Below are 24,515 nucleotides of genomic sequence, written 5' to 3'. Positions count from 1 at the left end.
TCGGGTTGACCCGACTATGACGCAGACCACCGGCAAGCCCAACCTCGGCACCTTCGGCGTATTCGGCCACTACGACCAATGGCGGCAGCTCCCCGCCGATCAGCTTCGCGAGATCGAGGCGCTCGGTTACGGGGCCATCTGGGCGGGTGGCTCCCCGCCGGCCGAACTCGACTGGGTCGAGCCCATCCTCGCCGCCACCGAGACACTGCAGCTGGCCACGGGCATCGTCAACATCTGGACCGCGGCGCCGGGTCCCGTCGCGGAGTCGTTCCACCGCATCGAGAAGGCCTACCCCGGCCGCTTCCTGCTGGGCATCGGCGTCGGTCACCCCGAGGCGCAGCAGGAGTACAAGAAGCCCTACGACGCGCTGACCGAGTACCTGACGGCCCTCGACGAGCACGGTGTCCCGAAGGAGCGCCGTGTCGTGGCGGCCCTCGGTCCGCAGGTGCTCAAGCTGTCGGCCCGGCGCAGCGCCGGAGCGCACCCGTATCTGACCACCCCGGAGCACACCGCCGGAGCGCGTGAGCTCATCGGGCCCGACGCATTCCTGGCCCCCGAACACAAGGTGGTGCTGACCACCGATGCCGAACAGGCCCGCGCCGTCGGCCGCAAGGCGCTCGAGATCTATCTCAACCTGGCCAACTACACCAACAACTGGAAGCGCCTCGGCTTCACCGACGCCGACGTCGCCAAGCCCGGCAGTGACGCCCTGGTCGACGCCGTCGTGGCATACGGCACGGTCGACGCCATCGCCGCGCGGTTGCAGGAGCACCTGGCCGCCGGCGCAGATCACGTTCCCGTTCAGGTGCTAGCGGGTAGTGACAAGCTGGTGCCCGCACTCGCCGAACTGGCGGGGCCGCTGGGCCTGCAGTGAGCGACCTCCACCGAAGGGACATCCGATCCGTGACTGACGTATCCGAACTCAAGCCCAACCTGGGGCGCTTCGGCGTCTGGACGTTGGGGGCGGTGACACCCGAGCAGGCCGTCGAGATCGAGAAGCTGGGATACGGCGCCCTCTGGGTGGGCGGCTCCCCCGCCGGCGACCTGGCCTTCGCCGAACCCATCCTCGAGGCGACCGACCACATCCAACTGGCGACCGGGATCGTCAACGTGTGGACCGCGCCCGCCGCGGAGGTCGCCGCGTCCTATCACCGCATCGAGAAGGCCCATCCCGGCCGGTTCCTGCTCGGCGTCGGCATCGGTCACCCCGAGCACACCGAGGAGTACCGCAAGCCCTACGACGTCCTGGTCGAATATCTCGACGCGCTCGACGCAGCCAACGTGCCCACCAGCCGCCGGGTCATCGCGGCACTGGGTCCCAAGGTGCTCGAGCTCTCGGCCAAGCGCAGTGCCGGCGCACATCCGTACCTGACCACCCCGGAGCACACGGCGCAGGCGCACGAGCTGATCGGCAACACGGTGTTCCTGGCACCCGAGCACAAGGTGGTGCTGGCCAGAGACGCCGAGCAGGCCCGCGCGATCGGTCGCCAGACCGTCGAGTTCTACCTCGATCTCAGCAACTACGTGAACAACTTCAAGCGGTTGGGTTTCACTGACTCCGACGTGCAGAAGCCGGGCAGTGACAAGCTCGTCGACGCAGTGGTGGCACACGGCACGCCCGACGACATCGCGGCGCGGCTGCGCGAACACCTCGACGCCGGCGCCGACCACGTCTGCATTCAGGTGCTCGGCGGCGAGGACGCGTTGATCCCCACGCTGACCGAATTGGCCGGTCCGCTGGGACTTTCGGTCGACGGGTAACCCGCCGACGCACTAGGGTCATCGACCATGCGTTTGCTGGTCACGGGGGGAGCCGGCTTCATCGGCGCCAATTTCGTTCACGGTGCGGTGCGCGAGCACCCAGAGGTCCAGGTGACGGTCCTCGACGCGCTCACCTACGCCGGCCGGCGGGAGTCTTTGGCGCCCGTCGCCGACGAGGTGCGCCTGGTGCATGGCGACGTCAGCGACGCCGCACTGGTCGACGAGCTGGTCGCCGAATCCGATGCGGTGGCGCACTTCGCGGCCGAGACCCACGTCGACAACTCGCTGGCCGACCCCGAGGCGTTCGTGCGCACCAACGTCGTCGGCACCTTCACGCTGCTGGAGGCCGTGCGCCGGCACGGGGTGCGGTTGCACCACGTATCGACCGACGAGGTCTACGGCGATCTGCCGCTCGGCGAATCGGTTCGGTTCACCGAGTCGACGCCCTACAACCCGTCGAGTCCGTACTCGTCTACCAAGGCCGCCTCGGACATGATGGTGCGGTCGTGGGTGCGCTCCTACGGTGTGCGCGCGACGATCTCGAACTGCTCCAACAACTACGGCCCGTATCAGCACGTGGAGAAGTTCATTCCCCGCCAGATCACCAACGTGCTGACCGGCCGGCGTCCCAAGCTCTACGGCGCCGGCGCCAACGTGCGCGACTGGATCCACGTGAGCGATCACAACGACGCGGTGTGGCGCATCCTGGCCGACGGGGAACTGGGTCGCACGTATCTGATCGGGGCCGACGGTGAGCGCGACAACCTGACGGTGATGCGCACCCTGCTGCGGCTGATGGGCCGCGACGAGGACGACTTCGACCACGTCACCGACCGGGCGGGCCACGATCTGCGCTACGCGATCGACCCGTCGGCGCTGCGCGACGAACTGGGCTGGACGCCGAGGCACGACGACTTCGAGTCGGGCCTCTCCGCCACCATCGACTGGTACCGCGACAACGAGTCCTGGTGGCGCCCAATGAAGGAAGCCTCCGAAGCCAAGTACGAGGAGCGCAACCAGTGAGCTTTCGCGAACTCGCGGTACCCGGCGCCTGGGAGATCACCCCGACGGTGCGCCCCGACCCGCGGGGACGGTTCTTCGAGTGGTTCACCGACCGCGAGTTCGAAGCGATGACCGGCCACCGCTTCGACCTTCGACAGGCCAACGTCTCGGTGTCGGCAGCCGGCGTACTGCGGGGGCTGCACTTCGCTCAGCTTCCGCCGAGCCAGGCCAAGTACGTGACCTGTCTGCGCGGCGCGGTGTTCGACGTCGTGGTCGACGTGCGGGTGGGATCACCGACGTTTGGCCACTGGGATTCGGTCCTGCTCGACGATCGCGACCACCGGACGATCTATCTGTCCGAGGGTCTCGCCCACGGCTTCCTGGCGCTGCAGGACGATTCGACGGTCGCCTACCTGTGTTCGGCGGGTTATGCCCCCGAGCGCGAGCACACCATCCGCGCCACGGACCCTGCCATCGGCGTCGAGTGGCCACTGGTCGACGGCGCCGCGCCCAACCTGTCCGAGCGGGACGCCGCCGCGGCGACGCTCGACGAGGTTAGGGCCGCCGGCCTGCTGCCGACGTGGGAGGACGCCAACGCATTCGTCGCAGGCCTCAAGCAGTCGCCCGGCGCCGGCTGAGATACCAAGCCCCGCAGAGTGAGACGGTGAGCAGCTCGGCGGCCACGCTGACCGCGGCATGGGGTGCCGGTTGCCAACCCCTCTCCACGAAGCCGCCGACGCCGATGGTCCGGGACAGGACGAATGCGCCGAGCGTCCCGGCGGCGAGCACACCGGCCGCCCAGACCAGCCAGTCGGGGCCGCCAAGCACGATGAGGGCCGCCACCGCGAACGAGACGCTCGCCTGCACGAGGAACGCCGTTCCGACGGTGGGAATCTGGTCGTAGCCGTGCACGTAGAGGATGGCGTGACTGCCACCGCCCACCACGAGGCCGGCGGCGATGAGGACCCGGGTGATCACGACAGTGTCCTGTCCTTGAGCGCCAGCGCCCGCTGTCCCTTGGCGTAGGAGACCTCTCGGATTCCGAGGGCGTCGTGGAGCCGGCCCGCGGGCAGCGTCAGCGGCTTGGGCGCCGGCCCCTCACCGGGATGCGGTAGCGGGTACGCGGTGGTGGTACCGCTGAAGAACGTGACGTTGCCCTCGGTCTTCGAGAACAGCTGGTGCACATGGCCGTTCAGACACGTCACCGAGGCGAACCGGCGCAGGTACGACAGCGCCTGAACGGAGTCGTCGGTGGCCCAGCCCCAGGCGGGAAACATCGCGAACAGCGGAATGTGGCTGAACACGATGATCGGGGTGTCGCTCGACAACGGTGCGACGTCCTTCTCGATGAACTCGAGCTGTTCGGTGCCGAGGTGGCCGAGCTTGGTCATGTTCAGCGTGTTGACCAGGGCGATGACGTGCACGCCCGCCACGTCGAAGCTATACCAGCCGTCACCTCGGGTGCCCGCGCCGAAGGCCGCGCGATATTTCTGGCCCGCGTCGTCCACCGAGTCGTGTTCACCCGGCACGGTGAAGACGTGCGGCGTGTGCAGACCGGTCAACATCTGCTTCACCTGGTCGAACTGGCCGGGGGTGGCCAGGTGGGTCAGGTCACCGGTGTGAATGACGAAGTCCGGCGTGTACCCCAGCCCGTTGATCTGATCGACCGCGCGGGCGAACGAGGCCGTCACGTCCGGGTTCGCCGTGCCGCTGAAGCCGATGTGACTGTCGCTGACCTGGGCGAAGCGCAGCGTCGGCCTGGCCACGTCGGTGGTCGACGCACCGGCGACGTGCGAGATCACCTCACCGCCGACGACGGCCAGCCCCACGGCCGCCCCGAACCAGGCACTGTGCCTGATCATTTGGCGCCGAGTAATTCCCTCGGGACCGCGGCCCTCGGTCATGGCGTCACCACCACGGTGCCGTGCATGAACGGATGGATCGAACATACGTAGTCGAACGAGCCTGGAGCCGGAAAGGTGAAGGAGTAGGTACCGCCCGAGCCGAGCACCTGGGATCGGAACGACCCGTCCCCGGCGACCACGGTGTGCGGATCCTCGTCCCCGTTGGTCCACGTGACCGTGGTTCCCGATTTGACGGTGAGAGTGCTTGGCACGAAGGCGAAACCGTTGATGCTCACCGCGTTTGGCCCGGCTGGGGCGACGGGGAGCCCGCTGAGCGGCACGGGCGTCATCGGCATCGCGCTCATCACCGTCGTGCCGCCCGCCGCGGCCATTCCCGGCGTGCCGGAGACGTCGGTGCTGAAGGTGGGAACGGGTTGCACTGCTTGGTCATTGGCCGCAACGCAGGCGGCCAGCAGCAGTGCCGCCACGGTGGCGCTGGCCAGCGCCACCAGGATGCGCTGAGTTCGTCGTGACACGGCGGGTACCTCCTGATCGATCGACGAGCCCGCGGGCGCGGGTCCCTCGTCAAGGGATAGGGAGGCGGGTTACAGGCTCAGGCCTGCTGGGTTCCACTGGTTGGCGCGAACACCTCGATGGTCCCGTCGATCTCCCGAACCTGGAGCGTGGGAAGAGGTTTCGGCGCGATCGGCAATTGGTGGGTGAGCACGCGTCCGTCGACGGCGAACGACGTCGAATGGCACGGGCAACGCAGCCGGTCCTCGGGCGCGTCGAACCACAGCTTGCAGCCCTGATGGGTGCAGATGCCCGAGAGGCCCTCGGCCCGACCACCCACCCGGTGGACGAAGCCGACCACCGAACCGAGGTCGAAGGGATGCATGACGCCTTCGGGCACCTCGGCGCTGGCCGCCACCCGCTGCCACGAACCCTCGGTGGGCAGCAGTTCCTGCGCCTCGTCGGCCGGTGCGGCGCCCCCCGCGCCGAGCAGTCGGTCCACCGACACCGCGGCCACCGCGGCGGTGGCCGCCGCCGACGTGCCGATGATGACCTGTCGGCGGTTGGCGGACGACCACTTCGGCGCAGGAGTCGAGGGCGGCTCGTCGTTCATCTGTGCGGCGAGCCGTTGGTGCAGCTCGTCGAGGAAGGCCGGCCGGGGTTCGTCGGCGCCCTCGCGGGTGGCGTTCAGGTCGATCGCGGTGCGCATCTGCGCAGCCTCGAAGTCGTCGGGGCGGAAGCCCCTTGGCCGGCGGCCGCGCAGCAGGTCGTCGACGTAGTCGTGCACGGATCTCCCGGATCCTCGCGCGTTCACGGCCCGCTCCTCTCGTTCACCTGGGCTGCCAGCCTGAGGGCGCGGTGCTGCAGCACCTTGGCGTTGCCCACGCTGACACCCATCTCCGCAGCGGACTCCTTGATCGACCGGCCGTGCAGGAAACGCAGCTCCAGGATGCGGCGGTAGTTGTCGGGCAGCGTGTCCAGAACCGCCGCCACGCGCGCGGGCGCCGTGCTGATCGCCTCCTCGCTCTCCGGAGGCGCGGCGACGTCGTCGATCTCGGTGATCTCGCGTCCCATGGTCTGCCGCCAGTGGGCCGCGAGCACCGTCCGCGACGTGTTGCGCAGATAGGCGCGGACCTCGGCGACCGTGGCGGACAGGCGCAGCGGCCGCAGCGCGGCCAGGAACACCTCGGCAGTGAGGTCCTCGGCGTCGGCCCGATTTCCGACCCTGGCGTAGATGGTCCGGTACACCCAGGTGGCATTGTCCTCGTAGACCGCCTCCCAGTTCGGATAACGACCGTCGGGCACCAGCCGAAGCGGGCCTCGGTGCGCGGGATCGCGTCGTGCCGTCACGTGTCGCCTGTCTTCGTCCGAGTTGGCCGTACGACAAGGGATAGGGGCACGGGTTACAACCCGACTCGAGCTCGAGCCTGGCACCCGGCGCTGCGAGGGGTCGGCGCAACGGCATCGACTGCCAGCACGTTCACAGCGCCGCGATCCGTCGGACCCGCCCTTGCCAACGCGTGAGCGTCGTTACTAGGATGTCCTAGTAATTCTGATACTCGCCGAAGGACATCTCCCATGACCGCACGGATCTCGCACTACATCAACGGCCAGCCGACAGCGGGCACCTCCGAGCGTTTCGCCGACGTGCTCAACCCCAGCACCGGCGAGGTTCGGGCGCAGGTGCCGCTGGGGTCTGCCGCCGACGTCGACGCCGCCGTCGCGGTCGCCGTCGAGGCACAGAGGGAATGGGCGGCGTGGAACCCGCAGCGGCGCGCCCGGGTCATGATGAAGTTCGTCGCACTGGTCAACGCCAACGCCAACGAGCTCGCCGAAGTGCTCTCACTCGAGCATGGCAAGACCGTCGCCGACGCCCTCGGCGACATTCAGCGCGGCGTCGAAGTGATCGAGTTCGCGATCGGCATCCCACATCTGCTCAAGGGCGAGTACACCGAGGGGGCCGGCGGCGGCATCGACGTCTACTCGCTGCGGCAGCCGCTCGGCGTCGTCGCGGGCATCACCCCGTTCAACTTTCCCGCCATGATCCCGCTGTGGAAGGCAGGCCCGGCGCTGGCGTGCGGCAACGCATTCATCCTCAAGCCCAGCGAGCGCGATCCGTCCGTCCCGGTCCGGCTTGCCGAGCTGTTCGAGGAGGCCGGGCTGCCCAAGGGCGTCTTCCAGGTGGTGCACGGTGACAAGGAGGCCGTCGACGCCATCCTGAACCACCCCGACATCCAGGCGATCGGCTTCGTCGGCAGCTCCGACATCGCGCAGTACATCTACGCGACGGCCGCGACCAATGGCAAGCGCGCGCAGTGCTTCGGTGGCGCCAAGAACCACATGATCGTGATGCCGGACGCCGATCTCGACCAGGCGGTCGACGCTCTCATCGGAGCCGGCTACGGCAGCGCAGGCGAACGGTGCATGGCCGTCAGCGTCGCGGTGCCGGTTGGCGAGGAAACGGCAAATCGGTTGCGCGCCAGGCTCGTCGAGCGCGTCAACCAACTGCGCGTCGGCCACAGCCTCGATCCCAAGGCCGACTACGGGCCGCTGGTCACCTCGGCCGCCCTGGCCCGGGTCAAGGACTACATCACCCAGGGTGTCGAGGCCGGTGCCGAGATCGTCGTCGACGGCCGCGAGCGCGGCGCCGACGATCTGACGTTCGGCGACGCCAGCCTCGAGGGCGGCTTCTTCATCGGCCCCACCCTGTTCGATCACGTCACCACCGACATGTCGATCTACACCGACGAGATCTTCGGGCCGGTGCTGTGCATCGTCAGGGCCGACACCTACGAGGAGGCGCTGGCCCTGCCGTCGGAGCACGAATACGGCAACGGCGTGGCGATCTTCACCCGCGACGGCGACACCGCTCGCGACTTCGTCTCGCGCGTCCAGGTCGGCATGGTGGGTGTCAACGTGCCGATCCCGGTTCCGGTGGCCTACCACACCTTTGGCGGCTGGAAGCGGTCCGGCTTCGGCGATCTCAACCAGCACGGCCCGGCCTCGATCATCTTCTACACCAAGGTCAAGACGGTCACCCAGCGCTGGCCGTCCGGCATCAAGGATGGCGCCGAGTTCTCCATCCCCACCATGAAGTAGCGCGGGCCACCCGTGGACTACTTCGGAATGGACTCCGACGAGCGCGTGATCGCAGAGGCTGCAGCCGAGTTCGCCGCCAAACGTCTTGCGCCGCAAGCCCTCGACTGGGACGAGCGCAAGCACTTTCCGGTCCATGCGATGCGCGAGGCCGCCGAGATGGGCATGGCCGCGGTCTATTGCGCCGAGGACGTCGGCGGCAGCGGGTTGCGGCGTCTCGACGGCGTCCGGATCTTCGAGCAGCTCGCGACGGCGGACCCGACGATTGCGGCGTTCATGTCGATTCACAACATGTGCACCTGGATGGTCGACGCCTACGGCACGCCCGAGCAGCGCAAGAACCTGGTGCCCCGGCTGGCCACGATGGAACTGATCGCCAGCTACTGCCTCACTGAACCGGGTGCGGGATCGGACGCCAGCGCGTTGCGCACCAGGGCCGTTAGGGATGGTGACCACTACGTCCTCGACGGGGTGAAGCAGTTCATCTCCGGTGCCGGAGCCTCCGACGTGTACGTCGTCATGGCCCGCACCGGCGGGGACGGTCCCCGTGGCATCTCGGCGTTCGTCGTGCCTGCGGACACCCCGGGGGTCGGTTTCGGCGCCGACGAGCACAAGATGGGGTGGAATGCGCAGCCCACGGCTCAGGTGGTGTTCGAGGGGGCCCGGGTGCCTGCCGACGCCATGCTCGGCGGAGCGGAAGGCGAGGGCAGCGGTTTCGCCATCGCGATGAACGGCCTCAACGGCGGCCGCATCAACATCGCCGCGTGTTCACTCGGCGGTGCGCAGGCGGCCTACGACAAGGCGGTCGGCTACCTCGCCGATCGCGAGGCCTTCGGCATCACCCTGCTGGACGAGCCCACCATCCGCTTCACGCTCGCCGACATGGCGACCGCGTTGGAGACGTCGCGAAACCTGTTGTGGCGGGCGGCATCCGCGCTGGACGAGAACCACCCCGACAAGGTGTCCCTGTGCGCGATGGCCAAGCGCTACGTCACCGACGCGTGCTTCGAGGTCGCCGACCAGGCCCTGCAACTGCATGGCGGGTACGGCTATCTGCGGGAGTACGGGCTGGAGAAGATCGTTCGAGATCTGCGGGTGCACCGCATCCTGGAGGGAACCAATGAGATCATGCGCGTGGTGATCGGGCGGGGTTGCGCGGGCGCAGCCCGCAAGACTGCTTCGGCGGGCGCAACCCGCAACACGGCAGATTCCGCCAGCGGCCGCGCGTCCGCATGACACCGAGAGGCACTTCACATGTCGATGGCAACGATCGCATTCTTGGGACTGGGCAACATGGGTGGCCCCATGGCGACCAACCTGGTCAAGGCGGGTCACCCCGTGCACGGCTTCGATCTGGTTCCCGAGCTCAGATTGGCAGCAGAGTCCAACGGCGCCAAGGTGTTCGACAATGCGGCCGACGCCGTGGCCCATGCCGACGTGGTGATCACCTCACTGCCCAGCGGGGCGATCGTCAAGGCGTGCTACGCCGAGGTGCTGCCCGCGGCCAAGGCGGACACCCTGTTCATCGACACCTCGACCATCTCGGTCGACGACGCGCGGACCGTCAATGCCAAGGCGGCCGAGCACGGTCACTCGCAGGTCGACGCCCCCGTGTCCGGTGGTGTCAAGGGCGCGGCCGCGGGCACGCTGGCCTTCATGGTCGGCGGTGACGACGCTGCCGTCGAGCGGGCCAAGCCGGTGCTGGAACCGATGGCGGGCAAGATCATTCACTGCGGCGGATCCGGCAACGGCCAGAGCGCCAAGCTGTGCAACAACATGGTGCTGGCGGTTCAGCAGATCGCCGTCGGCGAGGCCTTCGTGCTTGCCGAGAAGTTGGGACTCTCGGCGCAGTCCCTGTTCGACGTGATCACCGGCGCCACCGGCAACTGCTGGGCAGTGCACACGAATTGCCCAGTGCCAGGACCGGTCCCGACATCTCCTGCGAACGACGACTTCAAACCGGGATTCGCCACGGCCCTGATGAACAAGGATCTCGGCCTGGCGATGGCGGCGGTGGAGTCCACCGGTTCGTCGGCGCCGCTGGGCACTCACGCCGCACAGATCTACGCGGAATTCGCCACCGAACACGCCAACCAGGACTTCAGCGCGGTCATCGAGCTGCTACGCGGCAACTAGCCGATTGCCACCGGCTCTCAGCCGGCCCCGCAGCCGCAGGCAGTCGGCGACCCGAAGCCCGTCGTAGTCCGCGCGCACGCCGGCCGTGGCGGGATCGACGAGCACGCCGGCCAGCCCGACGGCGTGCGCGTTGCGCAGACCGGCCGCCGAGCCGGTGAACAGCAGGACATCCTGCGCCGTCACGCCCAGGTCGGCCAGGGCCAACCGGTAGGCGTCCGCGGTGGGCATCGGCGCGCCCACGTCGTCGGCCGTCACGATCGTCTGCACCAGACCCTCACCGACCAGCTGCCGCACCAGGGGCTCGACCCAGCGCCGCCGCCCGTCGCCGACGACCCCGACGGCCACCCCGGCGGTGAAGCCCTCGGTGATCAGCTCGACGGCGCCGCGACGGGGATCCAGGTCGGCCGCCAGGATCATCTGGTCGAGCATCGTCGCCTTGGTCGAGCAGAGTTGCTCGACCAGGACCCTGGCCAGTACGTCGCATTCGGTACAGATGCCCCGCGCCCGCAGTTCGGCCGCCACCCGCTGCCGCTCATCAGGCAGTGCCAGCATCTTGCGGTATCGCGCCGCACTCCACTGCAGGGGCAGCCGGTGGGCGGTGAAGGCGGCGTTGAACGCGAGCCGGTGCCCATCGCACTCGACGTCGGTGAGGGCATCGAGGTCGAAGATCATCGCCCGCAGCGAGTGAGTGCCGGCTTCGTCGGGGTGGGCCGAATCCCACCAGAACCGACCTGCCCGCCATGCCTTCTCCGGAGTGGACGCCATGCCCTTAGAGTGGCCCAGGTCACATCATCGGCGCCTCCCCCATGCGGGGGATAGAACAGGTCAAGTTGGGTGATCGGCGCGTCCGCCGGTTCTAAGCTCGGGCCATGTCGCCCGCCATCAACCCTCCGGTCCGGCTCGTGCTGGTGGATGACCACGAGATGGTCATCGAGGGCCTCAAGGCGATGCTGACGACGTTCGGGGAGCGGGTCACGGTCGTCGGGCAGGCCGTTGGCGCCGAGCGGGCAATGGGCGTCGTCGCCGACCTCGACCCCGACATCGTGCTGTGCGACGTGCGCATGCAGGGCTCCAGCGGTCTCGATCTGTGCGCCGCGCTGCGCAAGCGCGATCCGGCTCGGAAGGTGGTCATGCTGTCGGTCTACGACGACGAGCAATACCTCTTCCAGGCGCTGCGCGTAGGTGCGGCGGGATATCTGCTCAAGAGCATCGGCAGCGACGAGTTGGTCCGTCAGCTGGAGTTCGCGCACGCCGGCAAGACGGCAATCGACCCGGGGATGGCCGCCAGGGCCGTCGACACCGCGGCCCGGTTGCAGCGCGACGAGTTCTGGCCGGGTGCGCGCCAAGGGCTTACGCAGCGCGAGAGCGAGATCCTGTCCTACGTCGTCAACGGTCTGTCCAATCGCGGCATCGCCAACAAGCTCGTCATCGGCGACGAGACCGTCAAGACGCATCTGCGCTCCATCTACCGCAAGCTGGGCGTCGGTGACCGCACCGGCGCGGTGGCCACTGCGCTGCGGGAGGGCATCTACCAGTGAGACCGGCCTCCCCCACGCCCAACGCGGTGCGCGACCTCGTCGACGCCGACCGCGAACTCGCCCTGTTGCGTGAGCTGATCCAGGCCGCGTCGCGGGGACCGGGCGTCGAGCCCCTTGCCGAGGCCGCAGCCCGAATGATCACCGCCGCCACGGGAACCGACGTCTGCTTCGTCCACGTGCTCGACGACGCCGAGCAGTCGTTGACGCTGACGGGTGCGACGCCGCCGTTCGACAGCCAGGTCGGCAAGATCAGGTTGCCGCTCGGTCAGGGTGTGTCGGGCTGGGTGGCCCGGGTCCGGCAACCGGTGGTGATCGTGCACGACAAGGAGAACGACCCGCGCTACAAGCCGTTCGAGTCACTGCGCGGTTCGGACTTCACCTCGATGGTCTCGGTGCCGATGGAGACCGACCCCGGCGGTCTGGTCGGCGTGCTGAACGTGCACACCGTCGAGCGTCGCGAGTTCACCGACCGCGACGTCGAATTGCTGTTGGTCATCGGCAGGCTCATCGCCGGCGCGATGCATCAGGCCAGGATGCACCGACAGCTGGTGGCCCGCGAGCGTGCCCACGAGAACTTCGTCGAGCAGGTCATCGAAGCGCAGGAGATCGAGCGACGGCGACTGGCCGGAGACATCCACGACGGGATCTCCCAGCGGCTGGTGACGCTGTCCTACCGGTTGGACGCGGCCACCAGGGCCGTCGGTGAGGACGCGGCGACCGTCTCCGAACAGCTGGGCATGGCCCGCGAGTTGGTGGACCTGACCCTGCAGGAGGCGCGTGCCGCGATCGGCGGGTTACGTCCGCCGGTGCTCGACGATCTCGGGCTCGCGGGTGGACTCGCCAGCCTGGCCAGGTCGATTCCCCAGGTCGACATCGACGTCGACCTGGCCGAGGCGCGACTGCCCGACCACGTGGAGATCGCGCTCTACCGGATCGCGCAAGAATGCCTGCAGAATGTCGTCAAGCACGCCCGCGCCACCAACGCCAGCCTTACGTTCTCGGTCGCCGAGGACACCGCGCGGCTCGAGATCGTGGACAACGGTTTGGGTTTCGACACCTTCGAGCACCCGCTCGGAGGCGACGAGATGGGTGGCTACGGGTTGCTCTCGATGGCCGAGCGCGCCGAGATCGTCGGCGGCCGGCTCAACATCCGGTCGCGGCCCGGTGCGGGAACGGCGGTGACGGCGACGATCCCGCTGCCCTCGTCATCCGGCGACTAACCCCCCGGTCGCGGCCGCGGCATCCGCCCCAGCCCGCCCAGGCGCGAGACGCCTTCGCACTAGCTGTCAATCGGCTGGCGAGAGCTGACATCGGCTGAACCTGGACCGATACTTGCCGCAATGCCAACGCCCAGACGGCTTGAACATCAGGACTTCTCGAGGCTGACGAAGCCCCGGCGGCGACGAGCCGCGCGTCCGTCTCCGCCGGCCACCCACGCCCGTCGCACGGACGCGGCACTTGGCGTGACGGTGCTCGAGGCGCACGATGGCGAACACATCGGTCCCCGCCCGGCCGACCTCCCCTGCTCCGACGAGCTGGCCTGGGCAGCAGCGCTCGACCGGATCCGTGACCTTGGCAGGGGCTTCGTGTGGCTTCACCTCGACGGCCCCGATGACGGCCAGATTCGCTTGGCAGCACAGACTTTCGATCTGCATCCGCTCGCAGTCGAACACGTCCTACGGGGCCGGCCCCGGCCCAAGGTCGAGTGGTACGACGACCACCTGATGGTGTTTCTGAGGACCATGACCCACGTCGACGGTGAGCCGGATCCAGCCGATGGTCAGCTCGCCATATTCCTCGGAGTCGACTTCATCGTCACGTGCGGCCGGGGTCGGCACCACGCCGCCGACGCCGTCCGCTCACGGGCCAGGGACGGGCCCGTACCGGAGCCCCCCGACGTGTTGCTGGCGATTACCGATCTCGTCGTGCGCGATTACCTGGAACTCGCCGGTCTGATGCGGACGGAGGCCGACGCAATCGAGGAGCAGGTGTTCGCACGATCCAGCAGCGGCGACATCGAGCAGATCTACCTGCTCAAACGCGTGGCGTTGAGGTTGCGCAGATCGATCGAGCCGTTGACCCACGGGCTTCGCCTGTTCGCCGAGGAGCACGACGACCGGATCTCCCTCGAACTGCGACGATCCATGCGCAAGGGCAATGGCCCTGATCACCGGCCTGATGTATCGCACGTTTCGCCGCAAGGGGTGGCTCTGACCGGTGGTGCTCCCGTCCCGTCGGGGTGGTCGTCGCGCTAGAAGTCGCCGGCCCGGCGGCGCAGCGTCTCGATCGCGGCGGCCAGGGCCGACGACTCTGCGGTGGTGATCCCGAGGTCGCCGAACACCTCGGCATTCAGCGTGCGGGTCGCGTCCTCCACGGTGGAGCGCCCCTGGTCGGTCAGCGCGACGAGCGTGGTGCGTCCGTCGGTGGGATGCGGGACGCGTCGTACCAAGCCGTCGCTCTCCAGCCGCCGGATCGCGTGGGTCACGCTGGTGACGTGGACCTGCAGCCGGTCAGATGCCTTGGTGATCGGCAGCGCACCGCTCTTGCTGAACGCCAGCAACCGCAGCAGCTCGTACCGGGAGAAGCTGAGACCGTACGGGCGCAACGCCGTTTCGACCCTGGCGAGCAGGATCTGGTGGGCCCGCATCACCGACGTGACCGCCACCATCCCGTCGGCGACGTCCTCGCCCCAGCCCGAGCGCACCCAGTTGGCGCGCGCCAGTGCGATCGGGTCGCGCGGCGGAGGCGGGGAGGACACGCCTCTTCTTACCGCACCCGCCGTACATCCGGCCCGCGACGCCCGGGCGGTCAGATCGTCCGTTCCAGCAGCACCTGTCCGGTATCGGCCGATACCAGCTGGATGGCGGCGATCTGGTCCTTCGGCATCGGGGTGTTGCCGCTTGGCAGCGCCGTGGCGCCCGGCAGCCCGAGCCACGTCGCCACCTGGGTGCGGCTCCCGTCCCGGCCGACGACCACCATGCCCAGATTCGCCGGCGCCGTGTCGGGACGACTCGACCACTGACCGTACGTGCACGCCATGTCGATGCGCGTGCCCCACGCGAAGCTGCTCAGCCCCACGGTCGCGCTGACCGTCGTCGGCGCGCGCTTGTCCATCTCCATCTGTGCGACGGGCTGGCCGGTGTCGCCGCTGCGCAGCCCCATCAGTTCCGGGCGGATGACCACGACCAAACCGACGGCGATCAGCGCAGCCGCCAACCCGACTGCGGCCGACGTCAGCCACCGCGACCGGCGCCGGCGCCACCGCACCCGGTCCAGTACGGTCTCGAGCACCTCGGGTCGCAGCGGTGGGGGCTCGGGTTGCTGGCCGCCCATGCCGCACACCTCCTCGGCGCTGAGTAGGCCGAGCAGTGCGGGCATGCCGCTGAGTTCGGCGACCGCAGCGCGGCACCGTTCGCACGTCTCGAGGTGCGCCTCGTATTCCCGGCGTTCGGCACTCGACAGCGAACCGAGGACATAGGCCGCGTCCCACGTCGCGTAGCGGTCGCCGTCGACCGATTCCAGTCCGTGATGTCCACCCGAGAGGGTCATCGCGTCACCCCCATCTCCTGTAGCGACAACCGCAGCGCCCGCATCGCATAGTGCAGGCGCGACTTGACCGTTCCCTCGGCGATCTGCAGGTCGGCCGCGGTCTGCGCGACGCTCCACCCCCGGTAGTACGCCCGCTGGATCACCGCGCGGTGATCCTCCGACAGCTGGCTCATCGCGGTGCCCAGCAGTAGCTTGTCCAGCGCGTTGTCGACCTCGTCCGGGCCGGCGTGGTCGCCGAGCGCCTCGACGTCGGCGGTGCCCGATTCGTTGCGATACCGCGCGCTGCGCCGCTCGTCGATGATGAGGTTCCGCGCGACGGTGAACAACCACGCCCGAGCCGAGCGTTCGGCGTCGTCGGTCACCTCGGGATGTCGCCAGGCCCGCAACAGGGTCTCCTGGACGACGTCCTCGGCGCGCGCCTGATCGCCGGTCAGTCGTAGGGCGTAGCGCCACAGTGCCGCGGCATGCTCGTCATAGAGCACCCGCATCATCGCGGCCTCCGGATCATCCATCTGTACCTCCGCCAGTGACACGACGCAGGGGGCGGTGTGGTTCATCCACACTTACCCGAAGTGCCTGGCCAGCGAGAGGATTTAGAGCGTCAGAATGCGCGGGCCGTCGTCGGTGGCCGCGACGGTGTGCTCCCAGTGCGCGGCGCGCGTGCCGTCGGCGGTGACGACGGTCCACTCGTCCTCCAGGACGATGCTCTTGGTGGTGCCCAGCGTCAACATCGGTTCGATGGCCAGCACCGAGCCCGCTACCAGGTGCGGTCCCCGGCCGGGTGATCCCTCGTTGGGCAGGAACGGGTCCATGTGCATGCTTCTGCCGATGCCGTGACCGCCGTAACCCGAGACGATCCCGTACTTGCGGTCGTCGCGGGCCTCGGCGGCGTGCGTCTCGACCTCGATCGCGTGCGAGACGTCGGTAAGCCGGTTGCCGGGCACCATGGCCGCGATACCGGCCTCCATGGCCGCGCGGGTGGCCTCCGACAGGGCCTCGTCGGCGGCGATGAGCGGTCCGACGCCGAAGCTGACGGCAGAGTCGCCGTGCCAGTCGTCGAGGATGGCGCCGCAGTCGATGGAGACGAGGTCACCGGCGGCCAGCTTCTCGTCCGCCGACGGAATGCCGTGGACGATCCGATCGTTGACCGACGAGCAAATGCTGGCGGGGAACCCGTGGTAGCCGAGGAACGACGGGATGCCACCGCCGTCGCGGATCACCGATTCGGCGATCTCGTCGAGCTCCAGCGTCGAGACCCCCGGTTGCGCGGCCTGCCGGACGGCTCGCAGCGCCGCCGCCACCAACGCCCCGGCCGCGGCCATGGCGTCGAGCTCACCGGCAGTGCGCTGGGCCACCACCCGGCGGCCGCGCAGGCCGGGCAATCCGATCACTTGCCGAGGGCACGCAGCGCGCGGGAGAACACCTCGTCCAGCGATCCGACGGCGTCGACCGTCTTGAGCTCGTCGGCGTAGTAGTCCAGCAGCGGTGCGGTCTCGTCGCGATAGACCTTCATGCGGTTGAGGATGACGTCCTCGGTGTCGTCGGCACGGCCACGGCTCTTCAGCCGGGTCAGCAGCTCGTCCTCGGAGACGCGGAACTCGACGACGGCGTCCAACTGATGGTTGCGCTTGGCCAGCATCTCGCGCAGCGCCTCGGCTTGCTCCACCGAGCGGGGGTAACCGTCGAGGATGAAGCCGTCGGCCGCGTCGGGATCGTCGATCCGGTCTTCGACCAGCGCGTTCGTCAGCGAGGCGGGGACCAGGTCACCGGCATCGAGGTACGTCTTGGCCTCCAGGCCGAGCTCGGTCTCGTTGCTGATGTTGTGTCGGAACAGATCGCCAGTCGAGACGTGCGGGATGCCGAGCTTCTCGGCCAGCTTCTCGGCCTGGGTGCCCTTGCCCGCGCCAGGGGGACCAAGCAAAACGATTCTCAACTTAAGAACCCTCTCTCACTTCAAAAAGCCCTCGTAGTTGCGCTGCATGAGCTGGCTTTCGATCTGTTTCACCGTGTCCAGGCCGACGCCGATCATGATCAGCACCGCGGTGCCGCCGAAGGGCAGATTCTGCACGGTGCCGGTGTTGCCGATCTCCAGGAAGAGGTTGGGCAGCACCGCGATCACACCGAGGTAGATCGAGCCGGGAAGGGTGATGCGACTCAGAACGTATCGCAGGTAGTCGGCTGTCGGCTTGCCGGGACGGATGCCCGGAATGAAACCGCCGAACTTCTTCATCTCGTCGGCACGCTCGTCGGGATTGAACGTGATCGACACGTAGAAGTACGTGAAGAAGACGATCAGGCCGAAGTAGATGCCGATGTAGACCGGGCTGGCGGGGTTGGACAGGTAGTTCGCGACGAACTTGTCCCACCAGCCGTTGCCCGGGGTGCCCCTGCCGCCCTGGATCAGCTGGGTGATCAGGTGCGGGATGTAGATCAGCGACGACGCGAAGATGACCGGGATGACGCCGGCCTGGTTGACCTTGAGTGGCAGATAGGTCGACGTGCCGCCATACATGCGCCGGCCCACCATGCGCTTGGCGTACTGCACCGGGATGCGGCGCTGACCCTGCTCGACGAAGACGACGCCGACGATGATCGCCAGGGCCGCGACGCAGACCAGCGCGAACGTGATGCCACCGCGGCTGTCGAGGATCATCTTGCCCTCGGACGGGATGCGGGCGGCGATGCCGGCGAAGATGAGCAGCGACATGCCGTTGCCGATGCCGCGCTCGGTGACGAGCTCGCCCATCCACATCACCAGCGACGCGCCGGCGGTGAGCACCAGCACGATGACGATCAGGGTGAAGATCGACGAGTTCGAGATGATGTCGAGGGTGCAGCCCTGCAGCAACCCGCCATTGGCGGCCAGCGCGACGATCGAGGTGCCCTGCAGCAGCGCCAGCGCCACCGCGAGATAACGCGTGTACTGCGTCATCTTGGCCTGGCCCGACTGCCCTTCCTTGCGCAACTGTTCGAAGCGCGGGATGACCACCGTCAGCAGCTGCACGATGATGCTGGCGGTGATGTAGGGCATCACGCCGACGGCGAACACCGACAGCTGCAGCAGCGCGCCGCCGGAGAAGAGGTTGATCAGGGAGTAGATCTGGGCGGAGCTACCGCCCTGGACCTGCTGGATGCACTGCTGCACGTTGGGGTAGTTGACCCCGGGAGACGGCAACGTGGCGCCCACCCGGTAGAGGATGACGATGCCGAGGGTGAAGAGAATCTTCCTTCGGAGGTCGGCCGTCCGCAATGACGAGATGAAAGCCGAAAGCACTCTTCCTCCTGCGCAGCCGGACTCGAAGTCGCGGCGTGCCGATGGGGCTGGTCCGACCAGCTCGTTGTGGGTAAGTCCCGCGCGATTCGGGTGCCGCCGCGCAGGCATGCCTGCGGCCAGCGCAATCGTGCGTTGGAACAGTCTACGAGACTAACAGTTGCCGCCGGTCCGACCCTCATCCGCTGGACGTCGCGAGCTCAGCCCGGTGTTCCAGGTTGGAAGCGTACAGTCGCGGACAGCTCGTTACATCAGCTAAGTAAAAGGTCGGAGGGCCTGATGACGCGTGCCCATTCTGGAAGAACCGATGGCGACACCTGGGATCTCGCCTCGAGCGTGGGGGTGACGGCCACGATCGTCGCCGCGGGACGGGCGATCGCCGGACGGGCCACCAAGCCGCTGATGTCCGACCCGTACGCCGAACCGCTGGTTCGCGCGGTCGGCGTCGACCTCCTCACCCGCCTCGCCTCGGGCGAGCTCTCCTCCGACGATCTCGACGCGATGGGTCCGATGGCGGCGGGGCTCGCGCGGCTGGCCGACAACATGGCCGTCCGCACCGTGTTCTTCGACGACTTCTTCCTCGACGCGGCCAGGGCCGGCATCACGCAGGCCGTCATCCTGGCCTCGGGGCTGGACTCCCGCGCCTACCGGCTGCCGTGGCCGGCCGGCAGCACCGTCTACGAGATCGACCAGCCCGAGGTGATCGAGTTCAAGAGCCGGACGCTGGCCGAGCTGGGAGCCACCCCCACCGCGTACCGCCGCGCCGTCGCCGTCGACCTGCGCGAGGACTGGCCCGCCGCACTGCGCCAGGCCGGCTTCGACCCGGGCCGGCCTACCGCGTGGAGCGCCGAGGGACTGCTGCCCTACCTTCCTCCCGAGGCGCAGGACCGGTTGCTGGACGCCATCACCGAGCTGAGCGCGCCGGGCAGCCGCTTCGCCAGCGAGAGCATGCCGAAGCGCTCTCCCCACGACGACGACCAGCTGCGTGAACGCATGCGGGACGCCGCCGGTCAGTGGCGCGAGCACGGCCTGGACCTGGATCCGACCCAGCTGCTGTACTTCGGCGAGCGCCACGAGGTCTCGGCCTACCTCGCCCAGCACGGCTGGCATCCCGAGGCTCACCCCCTGAACGAGTTGTTCGCCGCCCACCAGCTACCGCCGCTGGCCGACGACGATGCGGGCGGCTTCGCCGACACCACCTATGTCAGCGCGACGCTGGGCGAACACCGATGAGCGGCTCGGCGACCTGCCGCGACGGTGACAGCTGGGACCTCGCCTCCAGCGTCGGCGCGACCGCGACGATGGTCGCCGCCGCGCGCGCACTGGCCTCCCGGGAGCCCAACGCACTGATCGACGATCCCTACGCCGCTCCCCTGGTGCGCGCGGTGGGCATCGACTTCTTCGTCAAGCTCGTCGACGGGGAGATCTCGACCACCGACTCCGACGATGGCGGGGCGGCCCGCGCGATCACCGACGTGATGGCCGTCCGCACACGCTTCTTCGACGACTTCTTCACCCAGGCCGCCGCCGCCGGGGTTCGTCAGGCCGTCATCCTCGCCTCCGGGCTGGACTCACGGGCCTACCGGCTGCCGTGGCCTGACGGCACGGTCGTCTTCGAGATCGACCAGCCACGGGTGATCCAGGCCAAGACGGCGGCCATGACCGCGCTCGGGGCGCTCCCAACTGCCGAGCACCGCACCGTCGCCGTCGACCTGCGCGACGACTGGCCGGCCGAACTGCGGCGCCACGGATTCGACGCCACCAAGCCAACCGCCTGGAGCGCCGAGGGACTGCTCGTGTACCTGCCACCCGAGGCGCAGGACAAGCTGTTCGACGACATCACCGAACTCAGCAGCCCGGGCAGCCGGATCGCCACCGAGTACCACCCCGACGGCGGTGCCCTCGTCGGCGGCGGCGCGGCGGCGGTCAGCGCGGCATGGCGGGACCAGGGTTTCGACGTCAGCCTTCCCGACCTGGTCTACGACGGTGAGCGCAGTCCGGTCACCGACTACCTGCGCGCCCGCGGTTGGGAGGTCTCGGCACGACCCAGGCCCGACGTCTTCGCCGACTACGGCCGCGAGTTCCCCACCGCCGAAGCGCTTGCGCGCCTTCGCAATTCGTTGTCCGTCCTCGCCACCCTCGCCTAAGGAGCAGTCATGTCTACCACCGATTCCCGGTACGACGGCGACAGCTGGGACCTGGCGTCCAGCGTCGGCGCGACGGCCACCGCCGTCGCCGCTTCACGCGCCACGGCCTCGCAGGGCCCCAGCCCGCTGCTCGACGACCCGTGGGCCGAGCCCCTGGTGCGCGCCGTCGGGATGGACGTCTTCGTCAAGCTCGTCGACGGGGAGCTCACCGCCGTCGAGGAAGATCCCATGCTCAACCGGCAGGCAATGAACGAGCAGATCGCGGTGCGAACCCGGTACTTCGACGACTTCTTCACCGCGGCAAGCAATTCCGGAATCCACCAGGCCGTCATCCTGGCGTCGGGTCTCGACACCAGGGCCTACCGGTTGCCGTGGACCGCCGGCACCGTCGTCTACGAGATCGACCAGCCCGAGGTGATCGCGTTCAAGACGCGCACGCTCGCCGACCTCGGCGCACAACCCACCGCCGAGCGGCGCGCGCTGGCGGTCGACCTGCGCGACGATTGGCCGGCGGTGCTGAGGGAGGCCGGCTTCGATCCTTCCGCGCCGACGGCGTGGAGCGCCGAGGGGCTGCTGGTCTATCTACCCCCGGAGGCACAGGACCGGTTGTTCGACCACGTCACCGCGCTCTCGGCGCCAGGTAGCCGGATCGCCACCGAGCACATGGACATGCGGGCGCTGCCCGACGACTGGGCCGAGAAGCTCACCGAACGCACGAAGCACTTCGGTTCGGGCCTGAACTTGGCGGAGCTGTTCTACACCGGTGAGCGCAACAGCGCGGCCGACTACCTGGCCGCTCGCGGTTGGCACAACGAGATCGTCAAGGCCTCCGAGGCTTACGCCACCAACGGTTTCGAGCTGCCGGACGACGTGCTGACGTCGTTCGGCGGCGATTCCGGATATCTAACCTCGACCCTCGAAGTGAAGGAGTGACATGGCGAGAACCGAAGGCGACACCTGGGACCTGGCCTCCAGCGTCGGGGCGACAGCGACGATGGTTGCCGCCCAACGCGCGCTCGGGCACCGCGAGAAGATGATCGACGACGCGTACGCCGAGCCGCTGGTGCGCGCGGTCGGCGTGGAGCTGTTCAACCGCATGCTCGACGGTGAGCTGGACCTGACACAGGTCGACCCGGCGTTCACGCCGAGGCGCGCCGCGGAGGGCATGGCGATCCGCACCCGCTTCTTCGACCAGATGTTCCTCGATGGTGCGGCAGCCGGGGTGCGCCAGGCCGTCATCCTCGCCGCCGGCCTCGACGCCCGCGGCTACCGGCTGCCGTGGCCGGACGGCACGGTGGTCTACGAGGTCGACCAACCCGAGGTGATCGAGTTCAAGACGACCACCCTGGCCGGCCTCGGCGCCACACCCACCGCCACCCACCGCCCGGTCGCCGTCGACCTGCGGGAGGATTGGCCGAAGGCATTGCGGGAGCGCGGTTTCGACCCCAGCCAGCCGACGTCTTGGAGCGCCGAGGGACTGCTGATCTACCTGCCGCCCGACGCACAGGACAAGCTCTTCGACGCCATCACCGAGCTGTCCACCCCCGGCAGCCGGCTGGCCACCGAGCACGTCGCCGACCTGTCCGCGCTCACCGACGAGCGCTCCAAGAAACTGTCCGAGCGACTCAAGCAGCTGGGCTCCGACATCGAGATGGCCGACCTGGTGTACCAGGGTGAGCGCAACGACGTCGTCGACTACCTGACCGCCCGAGGCTGGAACGTCACGGTGCTGTCGATGCGAGAAGCCTACGCCGTCAACGGTTTCGAGTTCACCGACGACGAGGTGGCGGGCATGTTCGCCGATCTCAGCTACGTCAGCGCGGTGTACGAGGGCTGAGCCAGGTCAGAACCGGACCTCGCCAAGCCACAGCGCGTTGGCCCCGGACAGCGATCGTTCGGCCTGCGTCAGCAGCACCGCGGCCGAGCGGCCGACCAACGCGCCCAACGCATCCGGCAGCGACGCCGCCGCCGGCTGCGAGGAGGGCTTGGGCCGCAGCACGTCCAGCAGCGACGACCCCGGCAGGCTGACGAGCTTGACCTCGGCGTCCGGGGTCAGGCCGGCCAGCACCTTGGCCCGGTCGATCGCGGTGCGCAGACCGCCGAGCTCGTCGACGAGGCCGCGGGCCAGCGCGTCGGCGCCCGTCCAGACCCGGCCGCGCGCGACGGCGTCCACGTCCTCGACGGACATCCCCCGGCCGTCGGCGACCCGCTGCACGAAGTCGGTGTAGAACAGGTCTGCCTCCGCCTCGACGTGGGCGTGCTGCTCGTCGGTGAACGGCGCATTCACCGACCACGCATCGGCATTGGCGTTGGTGCGCACCGAATCCGAGCCGATGCCGAGGCGGTCCTTGAGCTCCCTGGCGACCAGCTTGCCGGTCACCACGCCGATGGATCCGGTGAGCGTGCCCGCGTTTGCGACGATCGCGTCTGCGGCCATCGACACGTAGTAGCCACCGGACGCGGCGACGGCGCCCATCGACGCGACGACCGGCTTGCCGGCCTGGCGCAGCCGCACGACCTCCCGCCAGATGGTCTCCGATCCGGTCACCGAACCACCGGGACTGTCGACGCGAAGGACCACTGCGGAGACGTCGTCGTCGGCTCCCGCCTGCCGCAGTGCCGCGGCGATCGTGTCACCTCCCGCGCTGGAGGTGCCCAGCGGCGACAGCGTCCGGCCACCCCGGCCGCTGACGATGGGCCCGGCCAGCGTCACCACGGCGATGGTCGGCTTGGACTTGCGCCCGGGCAGGGCAGGCACCGGACCCGAGGCCCCCGAACGCGCATAGCGCGACAGGTACAGCCGAGGCGGCGCGTCCGGGTCGTCGGGTGAGGCGTCGTCACCGCCGGCCGACCAGGCGCCGCCGGGTTCGGCCGCGAGGTCCGCGATGCGCAGGTAGGCCTCGTCGCGGAAGCCGATGCGGTCGACGAGCCGTCCGGTGACGGCGTCCTCGCGCAGCAGCGGCGCCCGGTCGGCAAGCGCGTTCACGGCCGCGGGATCGAGGTGCCGGGATGCCGCGACGGCGGCGAGCACCTGCTCCTGCAGGCTCTCGATGAGCCGCCCGTCGGCCTCGCGGTGCGCCTCGGTGTAGTCGCTCTGCGTGAACAGGTTGGCGGCCGACTTGTATTCACCGCGCGCGACGAACTGCGCCTGGATGCCGGCCTTCTCCAGGGCGTCCCGCAGGAACATGGCATTGGTGGCGAAGCCGACCAGGCCGACGGTGCCCGACGGTTGCATCCAGACTTCGCGGAACGCCGATGCGAGGTAGTAAGACATCGTGCCCGGGTAGGTCTCCGCCCACGCCAGGGACGGTTTGACGGCGCTGAACGCCTCGATCGCCTCGCGCAGCTCCTGTACCGGACCGGCGGCCGCCGCCGGCAGCTGCACCCGGGCGACCAACCCGGCCACCCGATCGTCCTTGGCCGCCCGCCGGATGGCGGCGACGGTTTCGCGCAGCAGCAGCGGCTTGCCGTTGCCGTTGATCATGGCCAGCGGATCGAAGCCACCCGACTCCAGCGGCATCGTCTGCAGGTCGAGTTCGAGTACGCACCCGCTGGGCACGCCGTGATGCCGGGCGGTGTCGACCTTGCGGACGATCGCGCGCAGTTCGTCGGTACCGGGGACGTCGGCGAGGAAGCTGAACATGGTCTCGAGCGTACC

27 protein-coding genes are annotated in these 24,515 nt (G+C 68.8%); 14 read left to right on the top strand and 13 right to left on the bottom strand.

Annotated features, from left to right (window positions below; translation table 11 throughout):
* Positions 1 to 16 precede the first annotated feature (16 nt).
* The 4 genes from SBI80_RS01915 to rfbC are packed head-to-tail and all read left to right on the top strand — an operon-like array spanning position 17 to position 3,401.
* The gene (locus SBI80_RS01915) at positions 17 to 874 is read left to right on the top strand and encodes an LLM class F420-dependent oxidoreductase (protein WP_318972744.1); all 858 of its coding nucleotides are present in this window, start codon (positions 17 to 19) and stop codon (positions 872 to 874) included.
* A 29-nt stretch (positions 875 to 903) separates the two neighbouring features.
* Positions 904 to 1,761, top strand: a complete 858-nt coding sequence (locus SBI80_RS01910) for an LLM class F420-dependent oxidoreductase (RefSeq protein WP_318972743.1) — start codon at positions 904 to 906, stop codon at positions 1,759 to 1,761.
* Positions 1,762 to 1,788: 27 nt separating this feature from the next.
* The gene (gene rfbB / locus SBI80_RS01905; protein ID WP_318972742.1) at positions 1,789 to 2,784 is read left to right on the top strand and encodes a dTDP-glucose 4,6-dehydratase; all 996 of its coding nucleotides are present in this window, start codon (positions 1,789 to 1,791) and stop codon (positions 2,782 to 2,784) included.
* The gene (rfbC, locus tag SBI80_RS01900) at positions 2,781 to 3,401 is read left to right on the top strand and encodes a dTDP-4-dehydrorhamnose 3,5-epimerase (RefSeq protein ID WP_318972741.1); all 621 of its coding nucleotides are present in this window, start codon (positions 2,781 to 2,783) and stop codon (positions 3,399 to 3,401) included. The genes rfbB and rfbC overlap by 4 nt, the downstream gene beginning before the upstream one ends.
* Here rfbC and SBI80_RS01895 read toward each other — a convergent pair.
* The 5 genes from SBI80_RS01895 to SBI80_RS01875 form a co-directional block, all read right to left on the bottom strand.
* Entirely contained in the window at positions 3,376 to 3,741 is a 366-nt protein-coding gene (locus tag SBI80_RS01895; RefSeq protein WP_318972740.1) for a hypothetical protein, read from the bottom strand. The genes rfbC and SBI80_RS01895 overlap by 26 nt on opposite strands.
* The gene (locus SBI80_RS01890; RefSeq protein ID WP_318972739.1) at positions 3,738 to 4,667 is read right to left on the bottom strand and encodes a metallophosphoesterase family protein; all 930 of its coding nucleotides are present in this window, start codon (positions 4,665 to 4,667) and stop codon (positions 3,738 to 3,740) included. The genes SBI80_RS01895 and SBI80_RS01890 overlap by 4 nt, the downstream gene beginning before the upstream one ends.
* Positions 4,664 to 4,999, bottom strand: a complete 336-nt coding sequence (locus SBI80_RS01885) for a cupredoxin domain-containing protein (RefSeq protein ID WP_318973639.1) — start codon at positions 4,997 to 4,999, stop codon at positions 4,664 to 4,666. Before SBI80_RS01885 ends, SBI80_RS01890 begins: the two co-directional genes overlap by 4 nt.
* Before the next feature lie 221 nt (positions 5,000 to 5,220).
* A complete protein-coding gene (locus SBI80_RS01880) occupies positions 5,221 to 5,934 on the bottom strand; it encodes a QcrA and Rieske domain-containing protein (protein ID WP_318972738.1) in 714 nt (237 codons plus the stop codon).
* The gene (locus tag SBI80_RS01875; protein ID WP_413232610.1) at positions 5,931 to 6,470 is read right to left on the bottom strand and encodes an RNA polymerase sigma factor; all 540 of its coding nucleotides are present in this window, start codon (positions 6,468 to 6,470) and stop codon (positions 5,931 to 5,933) included. Before SBI80_RS01875 ends, SBI80_RS01880 begins: the two co-directional genes overlap by 4 nt.
* 228 nt (positions 6,471 to 6,698) lie before the next feature.
* Here SBI80_RS01875 and SBI80_RS01870 point away from each other — a divergent pair, with 228 nt between their 5' ends.
* Genes SBI80_RS01870 through mmsB form a run of 3 tightly spaced genes read left to right on the top strand, consistent with a single transcriptional unit; the run spans position 6,699 to position 10,352 of the window.
* Positions 6,699 to 8,219 (top strand): CoA-acylating methylmalonate-semialdehyde dehydrogenase, encoded by a 1,521-nt coding sequence (locus SBI80_RS01870; protein ID WP_318972737.1) that lies wholly within the window; start codon positions 6,699 to 6,701, stop codon positions 8,217 to 8,219.
* 12 nt (positions 8,220 to 8,231) lie between these two features.
* Entirely contained in the window at positions 8,232 to 9,452 is a 1,221-nt protein-coding gene (locus tag SBI80_RS01865) for an acyl-CoA dehydrogenase family protein (protein ID WP_318972736.1), read from the top strand.
* A gap of 24 nt (positions 9,453 to 9,476) precedes the next feature.
* A complete protein-coding gene (gene mmsB / locus SBI80_RS01860) occupies positions 9,477 to 10,352 on the top strand; it encodes a 3-hydroxyisobutyrate dehydrogenase (protein WP_318973637.1) in 876 nt (291 codons plus the stop codon).
* On the opposite strand, the gene SBI80_RS01855 is transcribed toward mmsB, so the two are convergent.
* Entirely contained in the window at positions 10,338 to 11,117 is a 780-nt protein-coding gene (locus SBI80_RS01855; protein ID WP_318972735.1) for an HAD family hydrolase, read from the bottom strand. The two genes, mmsB and SBI80_RS01855, sit on opposite strands and share 15 nt — an antisense overlap.
* A 104-nt stretch (positions 11,118 to 11,221) precedes the next feature.
* On the opposite strand from SBI80_RS01855, the gene SBI80_RS01850 reads away from it, so the two are divergent.
* The 3 genes from SBI80_RS01850 (at position 11,222) to SBI80_RS01840 (ending at position 14,145) form a co-directional block, all read left to right on the top strand.
* Positions 11,222 to 11,890: a response regulator gene (locus SBI80_RS01850; RefSeq protein ID WP_318972734.1), complete on the top strand. Its 669-nt coding sequence runs from the start codon at positions 11,222 to 11,224 to the stop codon at positions 11,888 to 11,890.
* The gene (locus SBI80_RS01845) at positions 11,887 to 13,110 is read left to right on the top strand and encodes a GAF domain-containing sensor histidine kinase (protein WP_318972733.1); all 1,224 of its coding nucleotides are present in this window, start codon (positions 11,887 to 11,889) and stop codon (positions 13,108 to 13,110) included. The genes SBI80_RS01850 and SBI80_RS01845 overlap by 4 nt, the downstream gene beginning before the upstream one ends.
* A 243-nt stretch (positions 13,111 to 13,353) precedes the next feature.
* Complete coding sequence (locus SBI80_RS01840) at positions 13,354 to 14,145, top strand: CorA family divalent cation transporter (protein ID WP_318972732.1); 792 nt, start codon at positions 13,354 to 13,356, stop codon at positions 14,143 to 14,145.
* On the opposite strand, the gene SBI80_RS01835 is transcribed toward SBI80_RS01840, so the two are convergent.
* The 6 genes from SBI80_RS01835 to secY all read right to left on the bottom strand — a co-directional run bounded on the left by SBI80_RS01835 (position 14,142) and on the right by secY (position 18,713).
* On the bottom strand, positions 14,142 to 14,648 hold the full coding sequence (locus SBI80_RS01835; RefSeq protein ID WP_318972731.1) for a MarR family winged helix-turn-helix transcriptional regulator: 507 nt from the start codon (positions 14,646 to 14,648) through the stop codon (positions 14,142 to 14,144). The genes SBI80_RS01840 and SBI80_RS01835 overlap by 4 nt on opposite strands.
* A gap of 50 nt (positions 14,649 to 14,698) precedes the next feature.
* Positions 14,699 to 15,439, bottom strand: coding sequence for an anti-sigma factor family protein (locus SBI80_RS01830; protein ID WP_318972730.1), 741 nt, complete (start codon positions 15,437 to 15,439; stop codon positions 14,699 to 14,701).
* Positions 15,436 to 15,951 (bottom strand): sigma-70 family RNA polymerase sigma factor, encoded by a 516-nt coding sequence (locus SBI80_RS01825; RefSeq protein ID WP_318972729.1) that lies wholly within the window; start codon positions 15,949 to 15,951, stop codon positions 15,436 to 15,438. Before SBI80_RS01825 ends, SBI80_RS01830 begins: the two co-directional genes overlap by 4 nt.
* Positions 15,952 to 16,032: 81 nt before the next feature.
* The gene (gene map, locus SBI80_RS01820; RefSeq protein ID WP_318972728.1) at positions 16,033 to 16,830 is read right to left on the bottom strand and encodes a type I methionyl aminopeptidase; all 798 of its coding nucleotides are present in this window, start codon (positions 16,828 to 16,830) and stop codon (positions 16,033 to 16,035) included.
* On the bottom strand, positions 16,827 to 17,372 hold the full coding sequence (locus tag SBI80_RS01815; protein WP_318972727.1) for an adenylate kinase: 546 nt from the start codon (positions 17,370 to 17,372) through the stop codon (positions 16,827 to 16,829). The genes map and SBI80_RS01815 overlap by 4 nt, the downstream gene beginning before the upstream one ends.
* Positions 17,373 to 17,387: 15 nt before the next feature.
* Positions 17,388 to 18,713, bottom strand: coding sequence for a preprotein translocase subunit SecY (gene secY, locus SBI80_RS01810; protein ID WP_318972726.1), 1,326 nt, complete (start codon positions 18,711 to 18,713; stop codon positions 17,388 to 17,390).
* A gap of 276 nt (positions 18,714 to 18,989) precedes the next feature.
* On the opposite strand from secY, the gene SBI80_RS01805 reads away from it, so the two are divergent.
* Genes SBI80_RS01805 through SBI80_RS01790 form a run of 4 tightly spaced genes read left to right on the top strand, consistent with a single transcriptional unit; the run spans position 18,990 to position 22,694 of the window.
* Positions 18,990 to 19,943 (top strand): SAM-dependent methyltransferase, encoded by a 954-nt coding sequence (locus tag SBI80_RS01805; RefSeq protein WP_318972725.1) that lies wholly within the window; start codon positions 18,990 to 18,992, stop codon positions 19,941 to 19,943.
* The gene (locus tag SBI80_RS01800) at positions 19,940 to 20,857 is read left to right on the top strand and encodes a class I SAM-dependent methyltransferase (protein WP_318972724.1); all 918 of its coding nucleotides are present in this window, start codon (positions 19,940 to 19,942) and stop codon (positions 20,855 to 20,857) included. The genes SBI80_RS01805 and SBI80_RS01800 overlap by 4 nt, the downstream gene beginning before the upstream one ends.
* Before the next feature lie 9 nt (positions 20,858 to 20,866).
* Positions 20,867 to 21,790 (top strand): class I SAM-dependent methyltransferase, encoded by a 924-nt coding sequence (locus tag SBI80_RS01795; RefSeq protein ID WP_318972723.1) that lies wholly within the window; start codon positions 20,867 to 20,869, stop codon positions 21,788 to 21,790.
* A 1-nt stretch (position 21,791) separates the two neighbouring features.
* Positions 21,792 to 22,694 carry an SAM-dependent methyltransferase gene (locus tag SBI80_RS01790; protein ID WP_318972722.1) on the top strand — a complete coding sequence of 301 codons (903 nt, stop codon included), beginning with the start codon at positions 21,792 to 21,794 and terminating at the stop codon, positions 22,692 to 22,694.
* Between the two features lie 6 nt (positions 22,695 to 22,700).
* Here the strand turns inward: SBI80_RS01790 and sppA are convergent, their stop codons facing one another.
* Positions 22,701 to 24,500: a signal peptide peptidase SppA gene (gene sppA, locus SBI80_RS01785; RefSeq protein ID WP_318972721.1), complete on the bottom strand. Its 1,800-nt coding sequence runs from the start codon at positions 24,498 to 24,500 to the stop codon at positions 22,701 to 22,703.
* Positions 24,501 to 24,515 lie beyond the last annotated feature (15 nt).

It is taken from the genome of Mycolicibacterium sichuanense, assembly GCF_033741125.1.
Lineage (GTDB): Bacteria > Actinomycetota > Actinomycetes > Mycobacteriales > Mycobacteriaceae > Mycobacterium.
Note: the sequence above shows the minus strand (reverse complement) of the source record. Positions and strands in the feature narration are given on the sequence as shown.

Coding starts and splice junctions, on each gene's coding strand:
- SBI80_RS01915 (WP_318972744.1), top strand. CDS start 17: ATGACGCAGACCACCGGCAAGCCCAACCTCGGCACCTTCGGCGTATTC.
- rfbB (WP_318972742.1), top strand. CDS start 1,789: ATGCGTTTGCTGGTCACGGGGGGAGCCGGCTTCATCGGCGCCAATTTC.
- SBI80_RS01890 (WP_318972739.1), bottom strand. CDS start 4,667: ATGACCGAGGGCCGCGGTCCCGAGGGAATTACTCGGCGCCAAATGATC.
- SBI80_RS01885 (WP_318973639.1), bottom strand. CDS start 4,999: ATGGCCGCGGCGGGCGGCACGACGGTGATGAGCGCGATGCCGATGACG.
- SBI80_RS01870 (WP_318972737.1), top strand. CDS start 6,699: ATGACCGCACGGATCTCGCACTACATCAACGGCCAGCCGACAGCGGGC.
- mmsB (WP_318973637.1), top strand. CDS start 9,477: ATGGCAACGATCGCATTCTTGGGACTGGGCAACATGGGTGGCCCCATG.
- SBI80_RS01855 (WP_318972735.1), bottom strand. CDS start 11,117: ATGGCGTCCACTCCGGAGAAGGCATGGCGGGCAGGTCGGTTCTGGTGG.
- SBI80_RS01850 (WP_318972734.1), top strand. CDS start 11,222: ATGTCGCCCGCCATCAACCCTCCGGTCCGGCTCGTGCTGGTGGATGAC.
- SBI80_RS01830 (WP_318972730.1), bottom strand. CDS start 15,439: ATGACCCTCTCGGGTGGACATCACGGACTGGAATCGGTCGACGGCGAC.
- SBI80_RS01825 (WP_318972729.1), bottom strand. CDS start 15,951: ATGGATGATCCGGAGGCCGCGATGATGCGGGTGCTCTATGACGAGCAT.
- SBI80_RS01805 (WP_318972725.1), top strand. CDS start 18,990: ATGACGCGTGCCCATTCTGGAAGAACCGATGGCGACACCTGGGATCTC.
- SBI80_RS01800 (WP_318972724.1), top strand. CDS start 19,940: ATGAGCGGCTCGGCGACCTGCCGCGACGGTGACAGCTGGGACCTCGCC.
- SBI80_RS01795 (WP_318972723.1), top strand. CDS start 20,867: ATGTCTACCACCGATTCCCGGTACGACGGCGACAGCTGGGACCTGGCG.
- SBI80_RS01790 (WP_318972722.1), top strand. CDS start 21,792: ATGGCGAGAACCGAAGGCGACACCTGGGACCTGGCCTCCAGCGTCGGG.
- sppA (WP_318972721.1), bottom strand. CDS start 24,500: ATGTTCAGCTTCCTCGCCGACGTCCCCGGTACCGACGAACTGCGCGCG.